The 16,355-nt window shown below is 71.7% G+C and carries 14 protein-coding genes; 6 read left to right on the top strand and 8 right to left on the bottom strand.

Annotated elements, in window-relative coordinates:
* The 4 genes from VP06_RS26765 to VP06_RS26750 all read left to right on the top strand — a co-directional run.
* Positions 1-1,452: RluA family pseudouridine synthase (locus VP06_RS26765; protein ID WP_048466854.1), on the top strand; the 1,452-nt coding region annotated here is incomplete at its 5' end.
* Between the two features lie 124 nt (positions 1,453-1,576).
* The gene (locus tag VP06_RS26760) at positions 1,577-1,969 is read left to right on the top strand and encodes a hypothetical protein (RefSeq protein WP_048466850.1); all 393 of its coding nucleotides are present in this window, start codon (positions 1,577-1,579) and stop codon (positions 1,967-1,969) included.
* A gap of 59 nt (positions 1,970-2,028) precedes the next feature.
* Positions 2,029-2,691 (top strand): HAD-IA family hydrolase, encoded by a 663-nt coding sequence (locus tag VP06_RS26755; RefSeq protein WP_048466849.1) that lies wholly within the window; start codon positions 2,029-2,031, stop codon positions 2,689-2,691.
* Positions 2,692-2,735: 44 nt separating this feature from the next.
* Entirely contained in the window at positions 2,736-3,524 is a 789-nt protein-coding gene (locus VP06_RS26750) for an ATP12 family chaperone protein (protein ID WP_048466848.1), read from the top strand.
* A 31-nt stretch (positions 3,525-3,555) separates the two neighbouring features.
* Here VP06_RS26750 and VP06_RS26745 read toward each other — a convergent pair whose 3' ends face one another.
* Together VP06_RS26745 and VP06_RS36715 are read right to left on the bottom strand one after the other, a co-directional pair.
* The gene (locus VP06_RS26745; protein WP_048466847.1) at positions 3,556-3,846 is read right to left on the bottom strand and encodes a hypothetical protein; all 291 of its coding nucleotides are present in this window, start codon (positions 3,844-3,846) and stop codon (positions 3,556-3,558) included.
* A gap of 543 nt (positions 3,847-4,389) precedes the next feature.
* Complete coding sequence (locus tag VP06_RS36715) at positions 4,390-4,548, bottom strand: hypothetical protein (RefSeq protein ID WP_156295789.1); 159 nt, start codon at positions 4,546-4,548, stop codon at positions 4,390-4,392.
* A gap of 214 nt (positions 4,549-4,762) precedes the next feature.
* Here VP06_RS36715 and VP06_RS26740 point away from each other — a divergent pair, with 214 nt between their 5' ends.
* Entirely contained in the window at positions 4,763-5,437 is a 675-nt protein-coding gene (locus VP06_RS26740) for an OmpW/AlkL family protein (protein ID WP_048466846.1), read from the top strand.
* Between the two features lie 168 nt (positions 5,438-5,605).
* Here the strand turns inward: VP06_RS26740 and VP06_RS26735 are convergent, their stop codons facing one another.
* Both VP06_RS26735 and VP06_RS26730 read right to left on the bottom strand, forming a co-directional pair.
* On the bottom strand, positions 5,606-7,825 hold the full coding sequence (locus VP06_RS26735; protein ID WP_048466845.1) for a methyl-accepting chemotaxis protein: 2,220 nt from the start codon (positions 7,823-7,825) through the stop codon (positions 5,606-5,608).
* 828 nt (positions 7,826-8,653) lie between these two features.
* Complete coding sequence (locus tag VP06_RS26730; RefSeq protein WP_156295788.1) at positions 8,654-9,739, bottom strand: PAS domain-containing protein; 1,086 nt, start codon at positions 9,737-9,739, stop codon at positions 8,654-8,656.
* Between the two features lie 378 nt (positions 9,740-10,117).
* On the opposite strand from VP06_RS26730, the gene VP06_RS26725 reads away from it, so the two are divergent.
* Positions 10,118-11,599 (top strand): methyl-accepting chemotaxis protein, encoded by a 1,482-nt coding sequence (locus VP06_RS26725; protein WP_048466852.1) that lies wholly within the window; start codon positions 10,118-10,120, stop codon positions 11,597-11,599.
* A gap of 24 nt (positions 11,600-11,623) precedes the next feature.
* On the opposite strand, the gene VP06_RS26720 is transcribed toward VP06_RS26725, so the two are convergent.
* The 4 genes from VP06_RS26720 to VP06_RS26705 all read right to left on the bottom strand — a co-directional run.
* The gene (locus tag VP06_RS26720) at positions 11,624-12,817 is read right to left on the bottom strand and encodes an acetate/propionate family kinase (RefSeq protein ID WP_048466851.1); all 1,194 of its coding nucleotides are present in this window, start codon (positions 12,815-12,817) and stop codon (positions 11,624-11,626) included.
* A 547-nt stretch (positions 12,818-13,364) separates the two neighbouring features.
* Positions 13,365-13,613: a hypothetical protein gene (locus tag VP06_RS26715; RefSeq protein ID WP_048466844.1), complete on the bottom strand. Its 249-nt coding sequence runs from the start codon at positions 13,611-13,613 to the stop codon at positions 13,365-13,367.
* A complete protein-coding gene (locus VP06_RS26710) occupies positions 13,610-15,631 on the bottom strand; it encodes a chemotaxis protein CheA (RefSeq protein WP_048466843.1) in 2,022 nt (673 codons plus the stop codon). Before VP06_RS26710 ends, VP06_RS26715 begins: the two co-directional genes overlap by 4 nt.
* Positions 15,624-16,355, bottom strand: a 732-nt coding sequence (locus VP06_RS26705) for a CheR family methyltransferase (protein WP_048466842.1), incomplete at its 5' end; no start/stop codon positions are given. The genes VP06_RS26710 and VP06_RS26705, both read right to left, overlap by 8 nt.

Here is a 16,355-nt window from a genome sequence, read left to right as displayed (position 1 = left end):
GGGCGGTCACGGACCGGCCCGGGCGGCCCCCCCCCGGGCCCCCCGCCGCGAGCCCGCACCGGACCGCGCAACACCGCCCGCGACGCCGCCGAGCGCGCCGCCGGTCTCGTGGTCTCCAGCCGGGCCGCCCCGCCCCGCCCGGCCTTCGGCCGCGACATGAGCGACGCCGCACCCTGGGAACGGGACGAGGCGCCGGCCGGCAAGGTTCCGGCCAAGCCGAAAGCGGAAAAGCCGAAAGCGGACAAGCCGACATCCGTTCGTCCGCGCACCGGCGCGGCGGAGCGGCCGGTCGGTCGGCCCGGGACCCGAAGCGGAGCCGAGGGCCGGGCCCCGGCCCGGCCGCGCCGCGACGAGCGACCGGATGCCGGGGAGGCCCCGCGGAGCCGCGGGCCGGCGGACGCCAAGGTCCCGGGCCCGACCCGGCGGGCGCTCCGTGAGGCGACCGCCGAGGCCCTGGCCACCGGGGTGCAGACCCTGGAGGTGACGCAGGACGAGGCCGGGATGCGGATCGACCGCTTCCTCTCGGCCCGCTTCCCGCAACTGCCCTTCACCCGCATCCAGAGCCTGGTGCGCAAGGGCGAGTTGCGCGTGAACGGCAAGCGCGCCAAGGCCGCCGACCGGGTCGAGCCCGGCGCCAGCGTCCGCGTGCCCCCGTTGAGCCTGGAGGCGCGGCCGCCGGCCCCGAATTCTCCCCGGGCGGAAGGCGACCTCGCCTTCCTGCGCTCCCTGATCCTCTACGAGGACCAGGACATGATGGTGCTCAACAAGCCGTTCGGCCTCGCGGTGCAGGGCGGCTCGGGCACCACCCGCCATGTCGACGGCCTGCTGGAGGCGATGCGCGACAAGGACGGCCAGAAGCCGCGCCTCGTCCACCGCCTCGACAAGGACACGGCGGGCTGCCTCATCATCGCCAAGACCCGGCTCGCCGCGGCCACTCTCGCCAAGACCTTCCGGTCGCGGGCGGCGCGCAAGATCTACTGGGCGCTGGCCGCCGGGGTGCCGAAGGTGCGCCAGGGCCGGATCTCGACCTATCTCGCCAAGGAGGAGATCGGCGAGGCCGATGCCCGGATGCGGGTGGCCAAGCATGGCGACGAGGGGGCAAGCCACGCGCTGACCTATTACGCCGTGGTCGACCAGGCCGGGCAGAAGCTGGCTTGGCTGTCGCTGAAGCCAGTGACCGGCCGGACCCACCAGCTGCGGGCCCACGCCGCCCATATCGGTCACCCGCTGGTCGGCGATCCGAAATACTTCGACATCGAGAACTGGGAGCTGCCCGGCGGGCTCCAGAACCGGCTGCACCTGCTCGCCCGGCGCATCGTCATCCCGCATCCGCGCACCGCCAAGCCGATCGACGTGACGGCGCCGCTGCCACCCCACATGGCGCAGAGCTGGAACCTGCTCGGCTTCGACGCCGCGCGCTACGACCCGATCGTCGAGGCGCCGGAGGCGTGACGCAGCGGCCGTTCCGGCCCGGAGATACCCTTGGCAGGACGGCCGAGCGCCTTATTCTCGAGATGGGCCGCGCCCACGGCGCCAGCGCGGGCTCAGCGGCCCGTCCCGGAGTGAGACAAGCCAGATGAGACTCGCCGCGCTCGCCCGCCTCGGCCTGATCGGATTCCTCGCCTGCGCCGGGACGGCGCAGGCCCAGACCGCCCCCGCTCCGACCGCACCGGCCACCACCCCGGCGGCCCCCGCGTCCCGCCCGGATGGCAAGCCCGCTGCGGTCCGGCCGGATGGGCGCCCGCAAGACGGGCGCACGGCACCCGCGGAGGGGAACGCCCCGGCGGCGCGGCCTGCGACGCCCGATCGCACCACGACGCACCGGCGCCGCCGGCCGAGCTACGCCGCCTGCAACCGCGCCTCGCAGCGGCGCAGCCTGAAGGGCGGCGCACGGCGGCGCTTCCTGATCCGTTGCCGCCTGGGCTATGAGCGGATCCAGCCGGCCCAGCCGGCCCGTGCCAAGCCCTGACGGCCAGTGGACCGCATCCGGCGCGACTGCGGGGCGGCCCGACCACCGATGAGCCCACCATGATCCTCATCGTCTTCGACGTCGACGGCACCCTCGTCGACAGCCAGCACCTGATCGTGGCCGCCCAGCGCGAGGCTTTCGCGGCAGTCGGATTGCCGGCTCCGACGCGGGAGCGCTCGCTGTCGGTAGTCGGTCTGTCGCTGCCGCAGGCTTTCACCGCCCTCGTCGGCGCCGACGGGCCGGTGGAGGCCCTGGCGGACGCCTACAAGCAGGCGTTCGGCCGGCTGCGCGCCCGGGCCGAGATCCGCGAATCGCTGTTTCCCGGCGCCGCGGGGCTCCTGGCGCGCCTGAACCGCGAGGCGGCGGTGCTGCTCGGCATCGCCACCGGGAAGTCGCGCCGCGGGGTGGAGCACCTCGTGGCGGTGCATGGCTGGGAGGGCTGGTTCTCGACGGTGCAGACCGCCGACGACGCCCCCTCGAAGCCGCACCCGGCGATGCTCGAACAGGCGATGGCCGAGACCGGGATCGCGCCGGACCGGACGGTGATGATCGGCGATTCGACCTACGACATGGTGATGGCGCGGGGCGCCCAGGTCGCCGCCCTCGGCGTCGCCTGGGGCTACCACTCGCCCGAGGCACTGCGGGCCGCCGGAGCGCATGCGGTGATGGACAGCTTTTCCGCCCTCGAGGCCGACCTGCTCAAGCGGATCGCGGCGGCCTGATCGCCGTCTCGCAACCCGTGGCCCGACGCCCTATCTTGACGCCCATGACCAACGACGTAACCCGCGACTGGCTCGGGGACCCGGAGGCGCCGCCCGATCCGGTCCGCGCCGCCCGCCAATCGGCGAAGCCCGCGCTGCCGAAGCGCTTCTACAAGGAGGCCGGCATCGCGCAGGCCGAGGACGGCTACCGCCTCGTCCTCGACGGGCGCCCGGCCCGCACGCCGGCTCGCCGCTACCTCGCGGTGCCGCAGGTGGCCCTGGCCGAGGCCCTGGCGGCGGAATGGGGGGCCCAGGAGGACGTCATCGATCCGGCCCGCATGCCGCTCACCCGGCTGGTGAACTCGGCCCTCGACGGCGTCGCTGAGCGGCGCGACGCCGTGGTCGACGACCTCGCGGCCTATGCGGGCACCGACCTCGTGGCCTATCGCGCCGGCGACCCGGCCCGCCTCGTGGCGGCGCAGGGCGCGGCCTGGGATCCGGTGCTTGACTGGGCGCATGACGTTCTGGGCGCGCGGTTCATGCTGAGCGAGGGCGTGATGCACGTCACCCAGCCGGCGGAGTCCCTCGCTGCCATCCGCCGCGCCATCGAGGCGGTGGAGAGCCCGACCGCGCTCGCGGGCCTCCATTCGATGACGACCCTGACCGGATCGGTGCTGATCGCGCTCGCCGTTCTCCGCGGCCGCCTGACCCCGCAAGAGGGCTGGGCCGCCGCCCATGTCGACGAGACGTTCCAGGCCGAAGTCTGGGGCCGGGATGCGGAAGCTGAGGATCGCCTCGGCCGCCGATGGCGAGAGTTCGAGGCCGCGGCCCGGGGCGCGGCGCTCAGCGCGTGAGGGCCGGGTTGGATAGCCCGGCCGCACGGCCTTACCGATTCAGCGAACCGGTCGCCACGTCGGCATTCGGGTCCAGCGCGGTCGGGATCGATGCGTCGAAGGCGACGAGGCCGCTGGTGTCGATGCCGCGCACCTCCACCTCGGCGCCTGGCGCCATCCGGGGCAGGGCGGCGAAGAGCGGCATGCCGGCCGGCACCCGGTCCGAGAAGCCCGGCACGTCGAGGGCCGGGATGCCGGCCTGATCGAGGCTGGTGCCCTCGGCACGGGCGGCGGCGGAGCCGGCCAGGATGAGTCCGGCCGCGATGACGGTCTTGAGAAGCATCTCGGGGTCTCCGGTGCAGGGCAGGTCCTGTGCAAGGCAGGTCTTGCCGAAGCGTGTCCTGGCATGACAATGCGCAGACCCTGGCCGCGGTTCTCCGAAAAAATACGATCCGGCGGCGCGCCGTCTCTCCCGGGATGCCGCGGTCACCGGCGGCAGCGGGTGGGATAGGGGAAGCCGCAGGTCTCGATGCCGCCCACCGTCGTTCGGCCCGGATGCCGGGCGATGCCTCGGACCAGGGTGGGCCCAGAGAGCGGTCCAAAACGCCTCCGAGGCCCGTGGGTCGTGTACCGTGATGGCGCAATCGGGTGCTGCTCTAAAGCACTTCCGGATCGGTTTGCAATCAAGCAATGATCTATTTCTTTGATTTGGCTGAATTTTCTGTGAGATAGAGCGTCAATTTATTCGGTGGTTTCACTCGTCTATTTTATGTTGATCGGCATCCGCTCAAGCGGAATCTTTGGTCGATGGCGTCACATCACGCGCGGGCTTCCCTCGCCGACTCGGGAGAGGGGAGGCGCGCCATGTCTTTCCCCCGATCGCCCCTCAGCGGCGGGGCATGGCGAGCCTGACGACGCTCGAACAGGCGAGCAGGATCAGAAGGCTCATCAGGCAGAGCCAGCCGAGGGTGCGGCCGAGATCGCCCTTGGCGAGGTACAGGGCGGCCAAGACCGGCAGAAGAGCGGCAGTCCACAGCATCGTCATGAGCAGGATCTCGGCGTCCTCCAGGGGACGCCGCTTCTTGCCCCCGCCCCGGCCGGAGATCCTTGCGCTTCGTCAATGCGCCGGGCTGCCGGGCTGCCGCCGGGCGAAAGCGTGGCAGTTTGATCCCGATCAAGGTCCGGTCCGGCCAGACCGTGAGGGTGGGCGCGCCGGTTCCACCGGCCCCTTTCCCGTAGTCCGGACCCGATCACTTCCCATGTCCAAGAGGATTCTCCTCCTCGCCGCCGCGCTCGTCCTCGGTGCGCAGGGCGCGCGCTCCGCCGATCTTCCGGTCTCCGTGCCGGCCCCGGCCCTCGTGCCGGCGACGTGGTCGCCCTGGATGGTGCGCCTGCGCGTCCTCGGCGTCCTGCCGGATCCGGGCGCGCGCCTGACCGCGGCGGGCCTGCCGCTCGCCGGCGCGAAGGTCGGCATCACCGATTCGGCGATCCCCGAACTCGACATCTCCTACTTCTTCACCAAGAACATCGCCGCCGAGCTGATCCTCGGCGTGACCCGCCACGGCGTCCAGGGCGCCGGCACCCAGGCGGGCACCCGCATCGGCACGACCTGGATCCTGCCGCCGACGCTCACCCTGCAATACCACTTCGACGGTTTGGGCCCGCTGAAGCCCTATCTCGGCGCGGGTGTGAACTACTCGGTCTTCTTCGGCGAGCAGGAGCGGGGCGGCTTCACCGCCTTCCGTCTGTCGAACAGCGTCGCTCCCGCCCTCCAGGCGGGCTTCGACTACATGATCGACGAGCATTGGGGCGTGAACGTCGACGTGAAGAAAATCTTTCTAGACACGAAGGTCAAGTTGAATCCCGGATTCGTCCGGGGCCGGGTCGACATCGATCCCTGGATCGTCGGCGGCGGCATCACCTACAAGTTCTGAAAGGTCGGGGCCCGGTCGCGGCGCGGCCGGGCCCCGACTCGATGTCCGGCGTCGCCGCACGGTCCGCCGGAAGCTTTTCCAGGCTGGGAAGCCCCGCTGACCCCACCTTTCCGCAGCGACGGGGCGGGGGACCCGCAAGGCCCCGTTCGCCCCGTGCCGCGCGCCGGATCAGGCTGCCCGGACGGTCGCGAGGAAGCGGTCGACCTCGGAGCCGAGCTGCTCGGACTGGCGCGACAGCTCGGTCGCCGCCGTCAGCACCTGGGCCGCCGCGGCGCCGGTCTCCTCCGCGGCACCGGCCACGCCGGTGACATGAGCGGTCACCTCGTTGGTCCCGGCCGCCGCCTGATTGACGTTCCGCACGATCTCGTGCGTCGCCGCCCCCTGCTGCTCGACCGCCGCCGCGATCGCCGTGGCGACCTGGCTTATCTCCTGGATCCGGACCGCGATGCCGCCGATCGCCGTCGCCGCCTGGCCTGTCGCCCCCTGGATCCGACCGATCTGGCCGCCGATCTCCTCCGTCGCGCGGGTGGTCTGGTTGGCGAGTTCCTTCACCTCCGCGGCAACGACGGCGAAGCCGCGCCCCGCCTCGCCGGCCCGCGCCGCCTCGATCGTGGCGTTGAGGGCGAGCAGGTTGGTCTGGCCAGCGATGGTCGAGATCATGCCGACCACGTCACCGACCCGGGCCGTGATGTCGCTCAGCTCGCGCACCAAACCTTCGGTCCGGGCGGCCTCGGCGGCGGCGTCGCGGGCGAGGCTCGCCGAGCCGCCCGCCTGGCGGCCGATCTCCTGCACCGAGCTGCCGAGTTCCTCCGCGGCGGACGCCACCGTACCGACATTGGCCGCCGCCTCGCGCACCGCGCCCGCCGCGCGGCCCGATTGGCTGGCCGTCTGCGAAGCGGTCTGCGCCATGGCGCCTGCGGTGGCCTGGAGTTCGGTCGCGGAGGCCGAGACCGCCCCGACGATGCCGCCGACCGCTTCCTCGAAGGCGCGTGCCATGTCGTGGAGGGCGCGCCGGCGCTCCTCGTCGAGCCGGAGCCGTTCCGCCTCGGCGAGCCCGGCGCGCCGCACGGCTTCCTCCTGCGTCAGTTCCCGGATCCGGTCGACGGCCCGGGCGATGTCGCCGATCTCGTCCGCCCTGTCGGCGCCGGCGATCGTCGCCGTGGCCTCGCCCTGCGCCATGCCGTGCAGGGCCTGGGTCAGGCGCTTGATCGGCGTGGTGATGCTGCCGGAGAAGGCGTACATGATCGACAGCGCGACCAGGGCCACGCCGGCGCCGGCGGCGAGCTGCCAGAGCAGGTCCTGGTGGGCGCGCGCCGACAGGACCGCACCGAGCCGGGCGGCATCGGCCATGACCAGGGCGCGGGGCACGGCGATCAGCACCGACCAGGTCTCGCCGGTCCGCCCGAGAACGATCGGGGTGACGACCCGGATCTCGTCCGAGGCGGCATCGTGCCCGACGAAGCTGCGTCCCGCGCGCAGGACATCGCCGAAGCTGTCCCAGCCCGCGTCGACCCGGCTCAACGGCGCGCCGATCCCGTCGGCGCGGCGGCTCGAAGCGACGACGAGCCCGCTCTGTGTGACGATCGACACCGAGCCCTTGCCGTCGTAAAGCGAGGCATTCACCGCCTCGACGGCGCGCTGGACGAAGGCGAGGTCGAAATCGGTGCCGGCCACCCCGAGAAACCGGCCCTCCGAGAGGATCGGAACCGAGATCGTCGCGAGGATGACCGGCTTGCCCTGGACGATGTAGGGAAGAGGCGCGAGCAGGCTCTCGCGCTTCGTCTCCTTCGGGCCAAGATACCAGCCACCCTTCATCACGCCGTTGGGATGTGTCTCGCGGCTGTCGTACTCGACCAGGGGCTGCAAGGCGACCTTGCCGTCGGCCGTGCGCGTCCAGTAGGGCAGGGCGCGGCCGGTCCGGTCCGAGCCGATGTCGGCGCGGTTGACGTAGGCGTCGTCGGCGCCGTCGAGGGCGTTGGGCTCCCAGGCGCTGTAGGTGCCGTTGAAGTCGCTGTTGCGGCGCAGGACCCCGTTCAGGAAGTCGAGGAGCTGCGCGCGGCGCATGCTCTCGCGCGAGGCGCTCGTCTTGCTCGCGGCGATCACCTCCAGGGCTCCGGCGGTGTTGCGGGCTGCCGCGAAGGCGAAGTCGAGCTTGGTCTGGATGGTGGCCGCCTGGTTGGCCGCGACCGTCTGCAAGTTCTCCTTGCTGTTGCGGTCGAGGATCTCCGCCGTCGCGTCGGCCACGAGGGCGCTGGTGCTCGTCGCCGCGTAGAGGCCGTAGCCGACCAGGCCGAAGGCGGTCAGGCTGACGCAGACGCTGGAGACCGCGATGATCTTGACCTTGATTGAGCGATACGTGCCGCGACGGGGGCGGGCCGGGTGGTTCATGGCGGACCTCGAAGATGCGCGCGACACCGCGGACGGGGCCTGTCAGGCTGGTCGGGACGGAGACGATCTTCATCCGGTCGCCGGTGCGGCGTGCTGACGATTGGAGATGAGCCAATAACAAGCGCTTAATCTGCCCTCATACCAATGTATCAGACAGGTGAGTTTCCGCGTCTTTGGTAATTGATCCAGATCAATGCGCGTTCGATGTGGCGTCGTGGCCGAGGTTGCGCCGTGCTGTCCACCCGGCGGCAATGGAAGAAATCAGGGCATGGTCCAGGCCGAACGCCCGGCAACGGATTGCAATCTGTTAAGCTCCGGCCACGATCGTCGGCGGCGCGGTTCCCTGCGGACGATCCGGGGCCTGTTTTTCGGCATCGTGCCTCGTCCCGACCACGGCGCCGGAGACGACACCGCCCGACGGGGCCGGCCTGGCCGGGATCCGGAGAGACATCGTCCCCGGGATGGATCGTCCCGGGGACGGATCGGGCAGGCGGCGGCGGGTGGTCGCCCGCATTGGACACCGACCTCAAGCGGTTGATGTGACGGTCAGATCGTCGAGCGTGGGATCGCCGAGACAGGGGAGGGGAATCCCGCGCCGGAGCGAAAGCCGTGTCCGAAGCGGTCGGACAATTGCCGCGTCGCTTCCTCCGCAACGGACGGCGAAGCCGGTGCGGGAAATGATAGGCTTTCCGGACATCCCGCCAGGAACCGTCTCATCGTCCGGCGCGGCCGACGCCAGAGGCTCCACACACCCGAGCGAAGCCGCTGTTCATCCCACCGGACATCGTTCCGTGTGGCGAATCGTGATCGTGCAACAGGCGCCGGCCGTCACGCCTCGCGGATGCCGGGCTTCCCGCCCGGCTCGAAGGTGAAGACGATGCCGGCCTTCTCCAGGGCGCGCCGCACCGCCAGGACCGTGTCGATGCGCGGCCGGACGACGGAGCTGGCATCCTCCAGCCGGTTGATGGTCGAGATCGAGACGTCGGCCAGCCGCGCCAGTTCCTCCTTCGACAGGCAGGCCATGCCGCGGGCGGCGCGGACCTGGGCGGGCGTGAGCACCTCGTCACCGACCGGAGCAGGGGCTTGCGCCAAGGGCGGCGGCTCGGGCGCGGCGGCGCCGTAGCGGGTGCGGCCCGGGACATTGAGGCAGACCCCGACCCATTCCCGCACCGAGCCATCGCAGTTCAGCACCGGGGCGCCGCGGGCGTTGAACCAGCGGTAGATCCCGTCCGCGCACAGGACCCGGTAATCGGTGTTGTAGGGCGCCGTGTGCTCGACCGCCGTCGTCCAGGCCGCCAGCGTCCGGGGACGGTCGTCGGGATGGACGGCGTCGAGCCAGCCGAGACCCTGCATCTCCGCGTGGCTCTGGCCGGTGAGCGCCATCCATTGCGGCATCTCGCTCGGCTCGCCATTGGCCTTGTTGACCCAGAACACCGACGCCGTGGCGGCGATCAGGGCGTTCAACCGGTCGTGCCGCTGCAACAGGGCGCGCATCGCGTCGTGCTGCGCCGTCACGTCGAACACCACGCCCATGCCCTGGCACGGGACTCCGTCCGGGCCGAGGATCGCCTCGGCGTGATGGAGGACCCAGCGCTGGGTCCGGTCTGGCCGAACGATCCGGAACTCGCGGCTGATCGCCTGGCCGGAGCGCAGGACCTCGATCTGGTCGCGATGCGCGGCCTGGTCGTCGGGGTGGATCATGTCGAGCCCGAAGCTGAAGGTCATCTCGGTGGCCGGGTCGAGCCCCAGGATGCGGTATAGGCCGAGCGACGCGGTCAGCCGTTCGGAGCGAAGGTCCGACGACCAGAAGCCCACCTTGCCGGTATCCTCGATCAGCTTGAGGAAGTGGCGGGAGGAGAACGCCTGCGGGGCGGCATGGGGCTCGGGTGGTCGCATCAGGGTGCGCGTCAGCATCCGTCCTCCTCGGTGCGGTCGGGCATCGTGTTGGAAGGTTTTCTGCCATTCAGAGCATTAACGAATTCTGATGCGTCGATCAATCCGGTGCTTTCCGAGCAACCTTACGATGGCCTGGCGAGAGCCGGTTCCGCATCGGTGTGTGACATGAAAGATGTCAATTCTGCCGGCATTTGCACTCATTAAGCACGAACAGTGACACGAAACACGACATGGAATCCCGGTATATCCCTGTTTTTATGATGTGCCGTTGAGACCGTGGCAGGCCATCAGGGTCATGCTGCGGGCAAGAGGGGCGAAGACCTGCTCTTAGGGGGGATGGGGAAAACCCCGCTGCCCGAAGACGAGAGGGGTGACGGCCCCGTGGCGCGGATGGGGATGACAATGCTGCTGGGGCGCACCGAACTCAAGGCCAAGCTGAAGGCGCTGGATGCGTCGCAGGCGCTGATCGAGTTCGCATTGGACGGTACCGTCATCACCGCCAACGCCAATTTTCTCGCCGCCCTGGGTTACCGCCTGGAGGAGATCCTGGGACGGCACCATTCGATGTTCGTCGATCCCGCCGAGCGCGACGGCGAAGCCTACCGCGCGTTCTGGGCGGCGTTGCGCCGGGGCGAGTTCCAGCAGGCCGAGTACAAGCGCCTGGGCAAGGGCGGGCGTGAGGTCTGGATCCAGGCGAGCTACAATCCGCTCGTCGGGCGCCGCGGCAAGCCCTACGGCGTCTTCAAATGCGCCGTCGACATCACCGCCCAGAAGCGGCGTAACGCCGATTGCGAGAGCAAGCTGACGGCCCTTGACCGCGCCCAGGGCATCATCGAGTTCGACCTCGACGGGACCGTGCTCACCGCCAACGCGAACTTCCTCGCGGTGGTCGGCTACTCGCTCGACGAGGTGCGCGGCCGGCATCACCGGATGTTCGTCGACGCGGCGGAGCAGGGCGCCGGCTATGACCGCTTCTGGGCAGCGTTGCGCCGGGGCGAGTTCCAGCAGGCCGAGTACAAGCGCCTGGCCAAGGGCGGGCGACCGGTCTGGATCCAGGCGATCTACAACCCGGTCTTCGACGCCTCCGGCCGACTGACGAAGGTGGTCAAGTTCGCCACCGACGTCACGCCCTCGGTGGTGGAGCGGCTGCGGCGGGCGGAGCTTCACCACGGCATCGACCGCGACCTCGACGGCATCGCGGCCTCGGTCTCGCAGACATCGCGGAACGCCGTGACCGCCGCGAGCGCCGCCGAGCAGGCGTCGGGCAACACTCAGACGGTCGCCGCGGGAGCCGAGGAACTCGCCCTCTCGGTCGGGGCGATCAGCCAGCAGGTCTCCCGATCGCTCGACGTGACGCGGCGCGCCGTGGCGCAGGCCGATGCCACCTCGGCGGTGGTCGTCGGCCTCGCCGCGGCAGCGCATCGCATCGGCGAGGTGGTGGAGACGATCGAGCAGATCGCCGGCCAGACCAACCTGCTCGCTCTCAACGCCACCATCGAGGCGGCCCGGGCCGGCGAATCCGGCAAGGGCTTCGCGGTCGTCGCCGCCGAGGTGAAGGGCCTCGCGGCCCAGACCGCGCGGGCCACGGACAGCATCAGCCGCCAGATCGCCGAGACGCAGGACGCTGCGAACCGGGCCGCCGCCGCCATCACGGGCATCGGGGAGACCATCGGGCAGGTCGACGCGATCTCCTCCTCCATCGCCTCCGCGGTCGAGCAGCAGGCGGCCGTCGCCCGGGAGATGTCGGCCAGCATGCAGGCGATGACGGAGGCGGTCGGCGAGATCAGCCGCAACCTCGGCACGATCGCGTCCTCGACCCGGGAGGTCGACGCGGCGGCCCGCCTGGTCCGCGACGCCTCCCGCACCATGGCCGCGTGAGGCGCCGAGGGCGGCCCGGCCGGTTCAGGCCGGGACGGGGCGGCCGAGCAGCCGCAGCGTGTGCCGGGCGATCGTCAGCTCCTCGTTCGTCGGGACGATCCGGATCTCGGCGCGGCTTCCCGGCGCGTCGATCCGCCCGGCGCCGGCCCGGTTCGCCGCCTCATCCAGGCTCAGCCCGGCCCAGGCGAGCGCCGCCACGACCCGCTGCCGGATCGCCGGGGCGTTCTCGCCGATGCCGGCCGTGAACACCAGGGCGTCGAGGCCGCCGAGCGTCACCGCGAGGGAGGCCACGGCTTGCGCCACCCGCCGGCAGAACACGTCGAGGGCGAGCGCCGCCTCGGGTCGGTCGCTCGCCAGCAGCGCGCGAACGTCGCCGCTGAGGCCGGACAGGCCGAGCAGCCCGCTCTCGTGGTAGAGCATGTGCCCGACCTCCGCCGGGCTCAGGCCCTTCTGGGCGATGAGGTGCAGCACGATTCCGGGATCGAGGCTGCCCGGGCGCGTGCCCATCGGCACCCCGTCGAGCGCCGTGAAGCTCATGGTGGTTTCCCGGGGGCGCCCGTCCTCAAGGGCGCAGAGCGAGGCGCCGGAACCGAGATGGGCGATCACCACCCGCCCGCCCGCGACCCCGGGGGCGATCTCCCGCAGGCGGCCGGTGACGAACTCGTAGGACAGGCCGTGGAAGCCGTAGCGCCGCACCCCCTCGTCGTAGAGGGCGCGGGGCAGGGCGAGCCGCTCGGATTCCTCGGGCTGGCCGCGGTGGAAGGCGGTGTCGAAGCAGGCGACCTGAGGCAGGTCCGGCCGGCGCTGCCGCAGGACCCGGATCGGATCGAGGTTGCGCAACTGATGGAGCGGCGCCAGCGGGACGAAGCTTTCGAGCCGGCGCAGCACCGCGTCGTCGATCAGAACCGGTTCCGCGTGGGCCGGGCCGCCATGGACCACCCGATGCCCGACCGCCGTGATGGCGGCCTCGCCGACATGATGCCGGAGCCAGTCGGCGACGCAGTGCTGGGCCGCCGCGGTGTCGGGCACGTCCCCGGGCGCGTATCCGCGCGCGTCCACCACCGCGCCGGCTCCGTCCGTCACGCTCAGCGCCGGGCGGCTGCCGATCCCGCTCATGGCGCCGGCAAGGAGGAGTGCGGGTGCGCCGTCCGCGACGCGATACAGCTTGAACTTGATCGACGAACTGCCAGCATTCACCACCAGGATGACGTCGCTCATCGGGCCCGCCTGCCGACATGGCGGATGGGAGATGTCAGGGTGGGGGGCATCGATGGGCGAGACGGCATCGTCCTGGCTCTTCGTGCGGGAATTGAGCGAAGGCGCGCGCGAGGGTCGAGTCTCGCGGATGCCGGGATCATCGACGATCCTGGACCAGGATGCGTTGCGCTGGATCATGGCGAGGGCCGGCATGGTCCGACGAGAGGCTGCGGCGTGATACCAACGATCGTTGAAAACGACCGTTGGTTCGGTTCTCGAATTTTTGCCAAGCCTCTGGCTCGACATCAAAAATTTGAGATGGATCAACGGCCCGATGCGTCAGCATCCTGGGCCGTTGGTATGATGCGTCGTTCTGCCGGTTGTCCAACCGCTCTGCGGCCGATCCTGCCACTTGGTCGAATCATGGCCCCGCCGCGGAGAGGATCCCGGCGCGTGAAGGTCGATGGCATCAGACCAAAGGTCGGTTTCAACGACCGACGGGAGTGTTCTGAACCGCCGCCATCCTGCACGACCCGCGGCGACGGACTCGCCGCCCGCGCCCATACCCTCATCCGTCGTCGGACGGCGCCAGCAGCGGCGCCAGCCAGCGGGCCGCGAAGGGATCGCCGCAGGAACCATGGAGCGGCGGGCGTAGCCGGAGCAGCACCTGGACCAGAGCTGTGTGCATCCCGGTGCAGCCGCTCCACTCCACGCCAGCGCCCGGATGGGCGAGGAGCAGGGCGGCCAGCGTCTCGGCCTCCTCCACCGGGCAGGGGCCTTCGAGGCGGATCAGTCCTCCGTCGCAGCGCACGCTCACGGCATCCTCTCCTCTCGCCACCCACCCACCAGGGTGTCGGGATCGAGCACCAGCAGCACCCGGCCATCGCCGGCGAGGGTGGTCCCGGCGAGGCCCGGCAGGGCGGCAAGGCCCGGCAGCGGCCGGACCAGCCCGTCGAGGCGTCCGGCGAAGCGGTCAACCTCGATGGCGGCGCGCGCGTCGCCGAGCCGCAGCACGGCCAGCCGCGCCTCGGCCGAGGCCGCCTCGCGCGGCAGGTCGAGCAGGTCGGCGAGGGACAGGACCGGCACGGTGCGGCCGCGCAGGACCGTGACGGGGCCCGGGCCGTGGTCGTGGATGCGCTCCCGCGGCACTCGGGCGAGTTCGTCCACGGCCTCCATCGGCAGGCCGTAGAGGTCCGGCCCGAGGCCGACCAGGAGCAGCCGGGCGAGGGCTTGGGCCCGCGGCAGCGACAGGCGGATCGTGGTGCCCTGTTGGGGCCGGCTCTCGACGGTGCAGGCGCCGCCGAGGCGCGAGGCGGCGTCCCGCACCGCATCCATGCCGACGCCGCGGCCGGAAACGGTGCCGATGGCCGCCGCGGTCGAGAAGCCGGGGGTGAAGATCAGCGCGATCACCCCCGCCTCGTCGAGCGCCGCGAGGGCGGCGGGCGTCATCAGCCCGCGGGCGGCGGCACGGGCCCGGATCAGGTCGGGGTCGAGGCCGCGCCCGTCATCCGAGACCGAGACCACGATCCGTTCGCCCCGGCTCTCGGCCCGCAGACGGATCCGGCCCGCGGCGGGCTTGCCGGCGCGGACCCGCGTCTCGGGCGGCTCGATGCCATGGTCGACGGCGTTGCGCAGGAGGTGCAGCAGGGGCTCGAACAGCCCCTCGGCCACGTCCCGGTCGACCTCGGTCGCCTCGCCCTCCAGGGTCAGCGCCACCTCCTTGCCGAGCCCGCGGGCGATGTCGCGCAACGCCCGCGGGAAGCGGCGGAAGACCCGCGCCAGGGGCTGGAGCCGCAGGCCCACCGCCTCGCGGTGCAGCTCGGCGGAGAGCCGGCCGATGCGGTCGTCGCTCGCTCGCAAGGCGGGCACGAGGCTGGCAAGGTCGGTCCCCGACGCAGCCTGGGCGGTGACCGCGCCGAGGGCCGCGCGGGCGGCGGCGAGATCGTCGGCCAGGGCCACCAGGGCGTCGATCCGGCCCGCATCGACCCGCAGGGTCCGGGTCGCCGCCTCGGAGGAGGCCGGGTCGGCCTCCGGCGGCGGCTCGCTCGGCGGTCCCGCCTCGGATGGCGGCGCCAGGACCGCCACCGTGACCTGGTCGCGGACCAGGCGGAACACCGCCTCGACTGTCTCGGGCGGATCGGCCGTGAGCAGCGTCACCGCGAGGTTGCAGGCGAAAACGTCGAGGCTCTCCGGTGGCGGCCAGGGGGCGGCGGGGGCGAGGTCGAGCGCCAGGAGCCCGGGCAGCCGGCGCACCAGGCCGAGCGGGTCGTTGCCGGCAAAGAAGCAATCGGCCCGCGGGAGGTAACGCAGGGCGGTGACGGCCCCGTCCGGCCGCGCGGACAAGCCCGACAGGAGGCCGGCGGCCCAGCCGGGCACGGGGTCGGCCGGACCAGGGGGGCGCGGATGCTCTGGCACCCCGCCGGCCGGCGCCAGGAGGCCCCGGTAGCGGTCGACGAGCCGGGCCGATTCGGCCGCGGCGCCGGCCGGCAGCGCCCCGGTCGCCGCGATGGCCTCGGTCCAGCGCGACGTGGCGTCGAGGGTCGCGAGGGACACATCGACGAGATCGGTGCCGAGCGGCCGCCTGCCGGCCCGGGCGGCGTCGAGCCCGTCCTCGGCGGCGTGCAGCACGGCGAGCAGGGCCGGCCAGTCGAACAGGGCGGCCGACCCCTTGAGGGTGTGGACCGCGCGAAACACCCGGTTGAGCACGGCCGGATCGGCGGCGCCGTCGAGGGCCAGCAGGTCCTCGGCCGCCGCCTGGACCAGCTCGCGCGCCTCGGCGACGAAATCCGCGATCAGGTCGGCGGTCAGGTCGCCGGTCGGAGGCCCGTCACCCATGCGCGTCCTCCGGGCGCTGGTAGACGATAGCCTCGGGGAAGCGGCGGGTGCGGAACCGCGACGGGATCCGGGCCATCGATTCGGTATGGCCCAGGCACAGGAAGCCCCCCGGCCGCAGGGCGGAGAAAAGGTTGGCGGCGGCGATTTTGCGCGAGGCGTCGTCGAAATAGATCAGGACGTTGCGGCAGAACACGATGTCGAAGCGCCCCTCCTGCGCCATCCCGGCCCCGTCGACGAGGTTGCGGCGGCTGAAGCGCACCGAGCCGCGCAGCTCCGGCAGGATGCGCCAAGTGCGGCCCTGAGAAGTTGGGACCTGAGAAGGGGCGCCCTGAGAAGACGCTTCCTCGAAAGAGGATCGATCCTCCACCGTGAAGTAGCGCGAGACCAGGGCGGGCGGCAGCCGGCCGAGCGCCCGGGCGCCGTAGCGCCCGGCCTCCGCCGCGGCGAGCGCCCGCGTGTCGATGTCCGAGCCGACGATCTCGACCTCCCAGTCATCGACCGCGGGCCAGTGCTCGAGGAGCCAGATCGCCACCGAATAGGGTTCCTCGCCGGTCGCGCAGGGCATCGACCAGATGCGGATCGGATCGTTTAGCGCCCGTCCGGCGATGACGGCGTCGATCAGCGAGCCGGTGAGGCAGTGCAGCTGGTGCTCCTCGCGGTTGAAATAGGTCTCGTTGACCGTGAAGGCGTTGACGAAATGCTGCACCTCGCCGGCCGCATCGGC

This window comes from Methylobacterium aquaticum, assembly GCF_001043915.1.
GTDB classification, from domain to species: domain Bacteria; phylum Pseudomonadota; class Alphaproteobacteria; order Rhizobiales; family Beijerinckiaceae; genus Methylobacterium; species Methylobacterium aquaticum.
The sequence above is the reverse complement of the archived record's forward strand: the minus strand, read 5'-3'. Positions and strand labels throughout refer to the sequence as shown.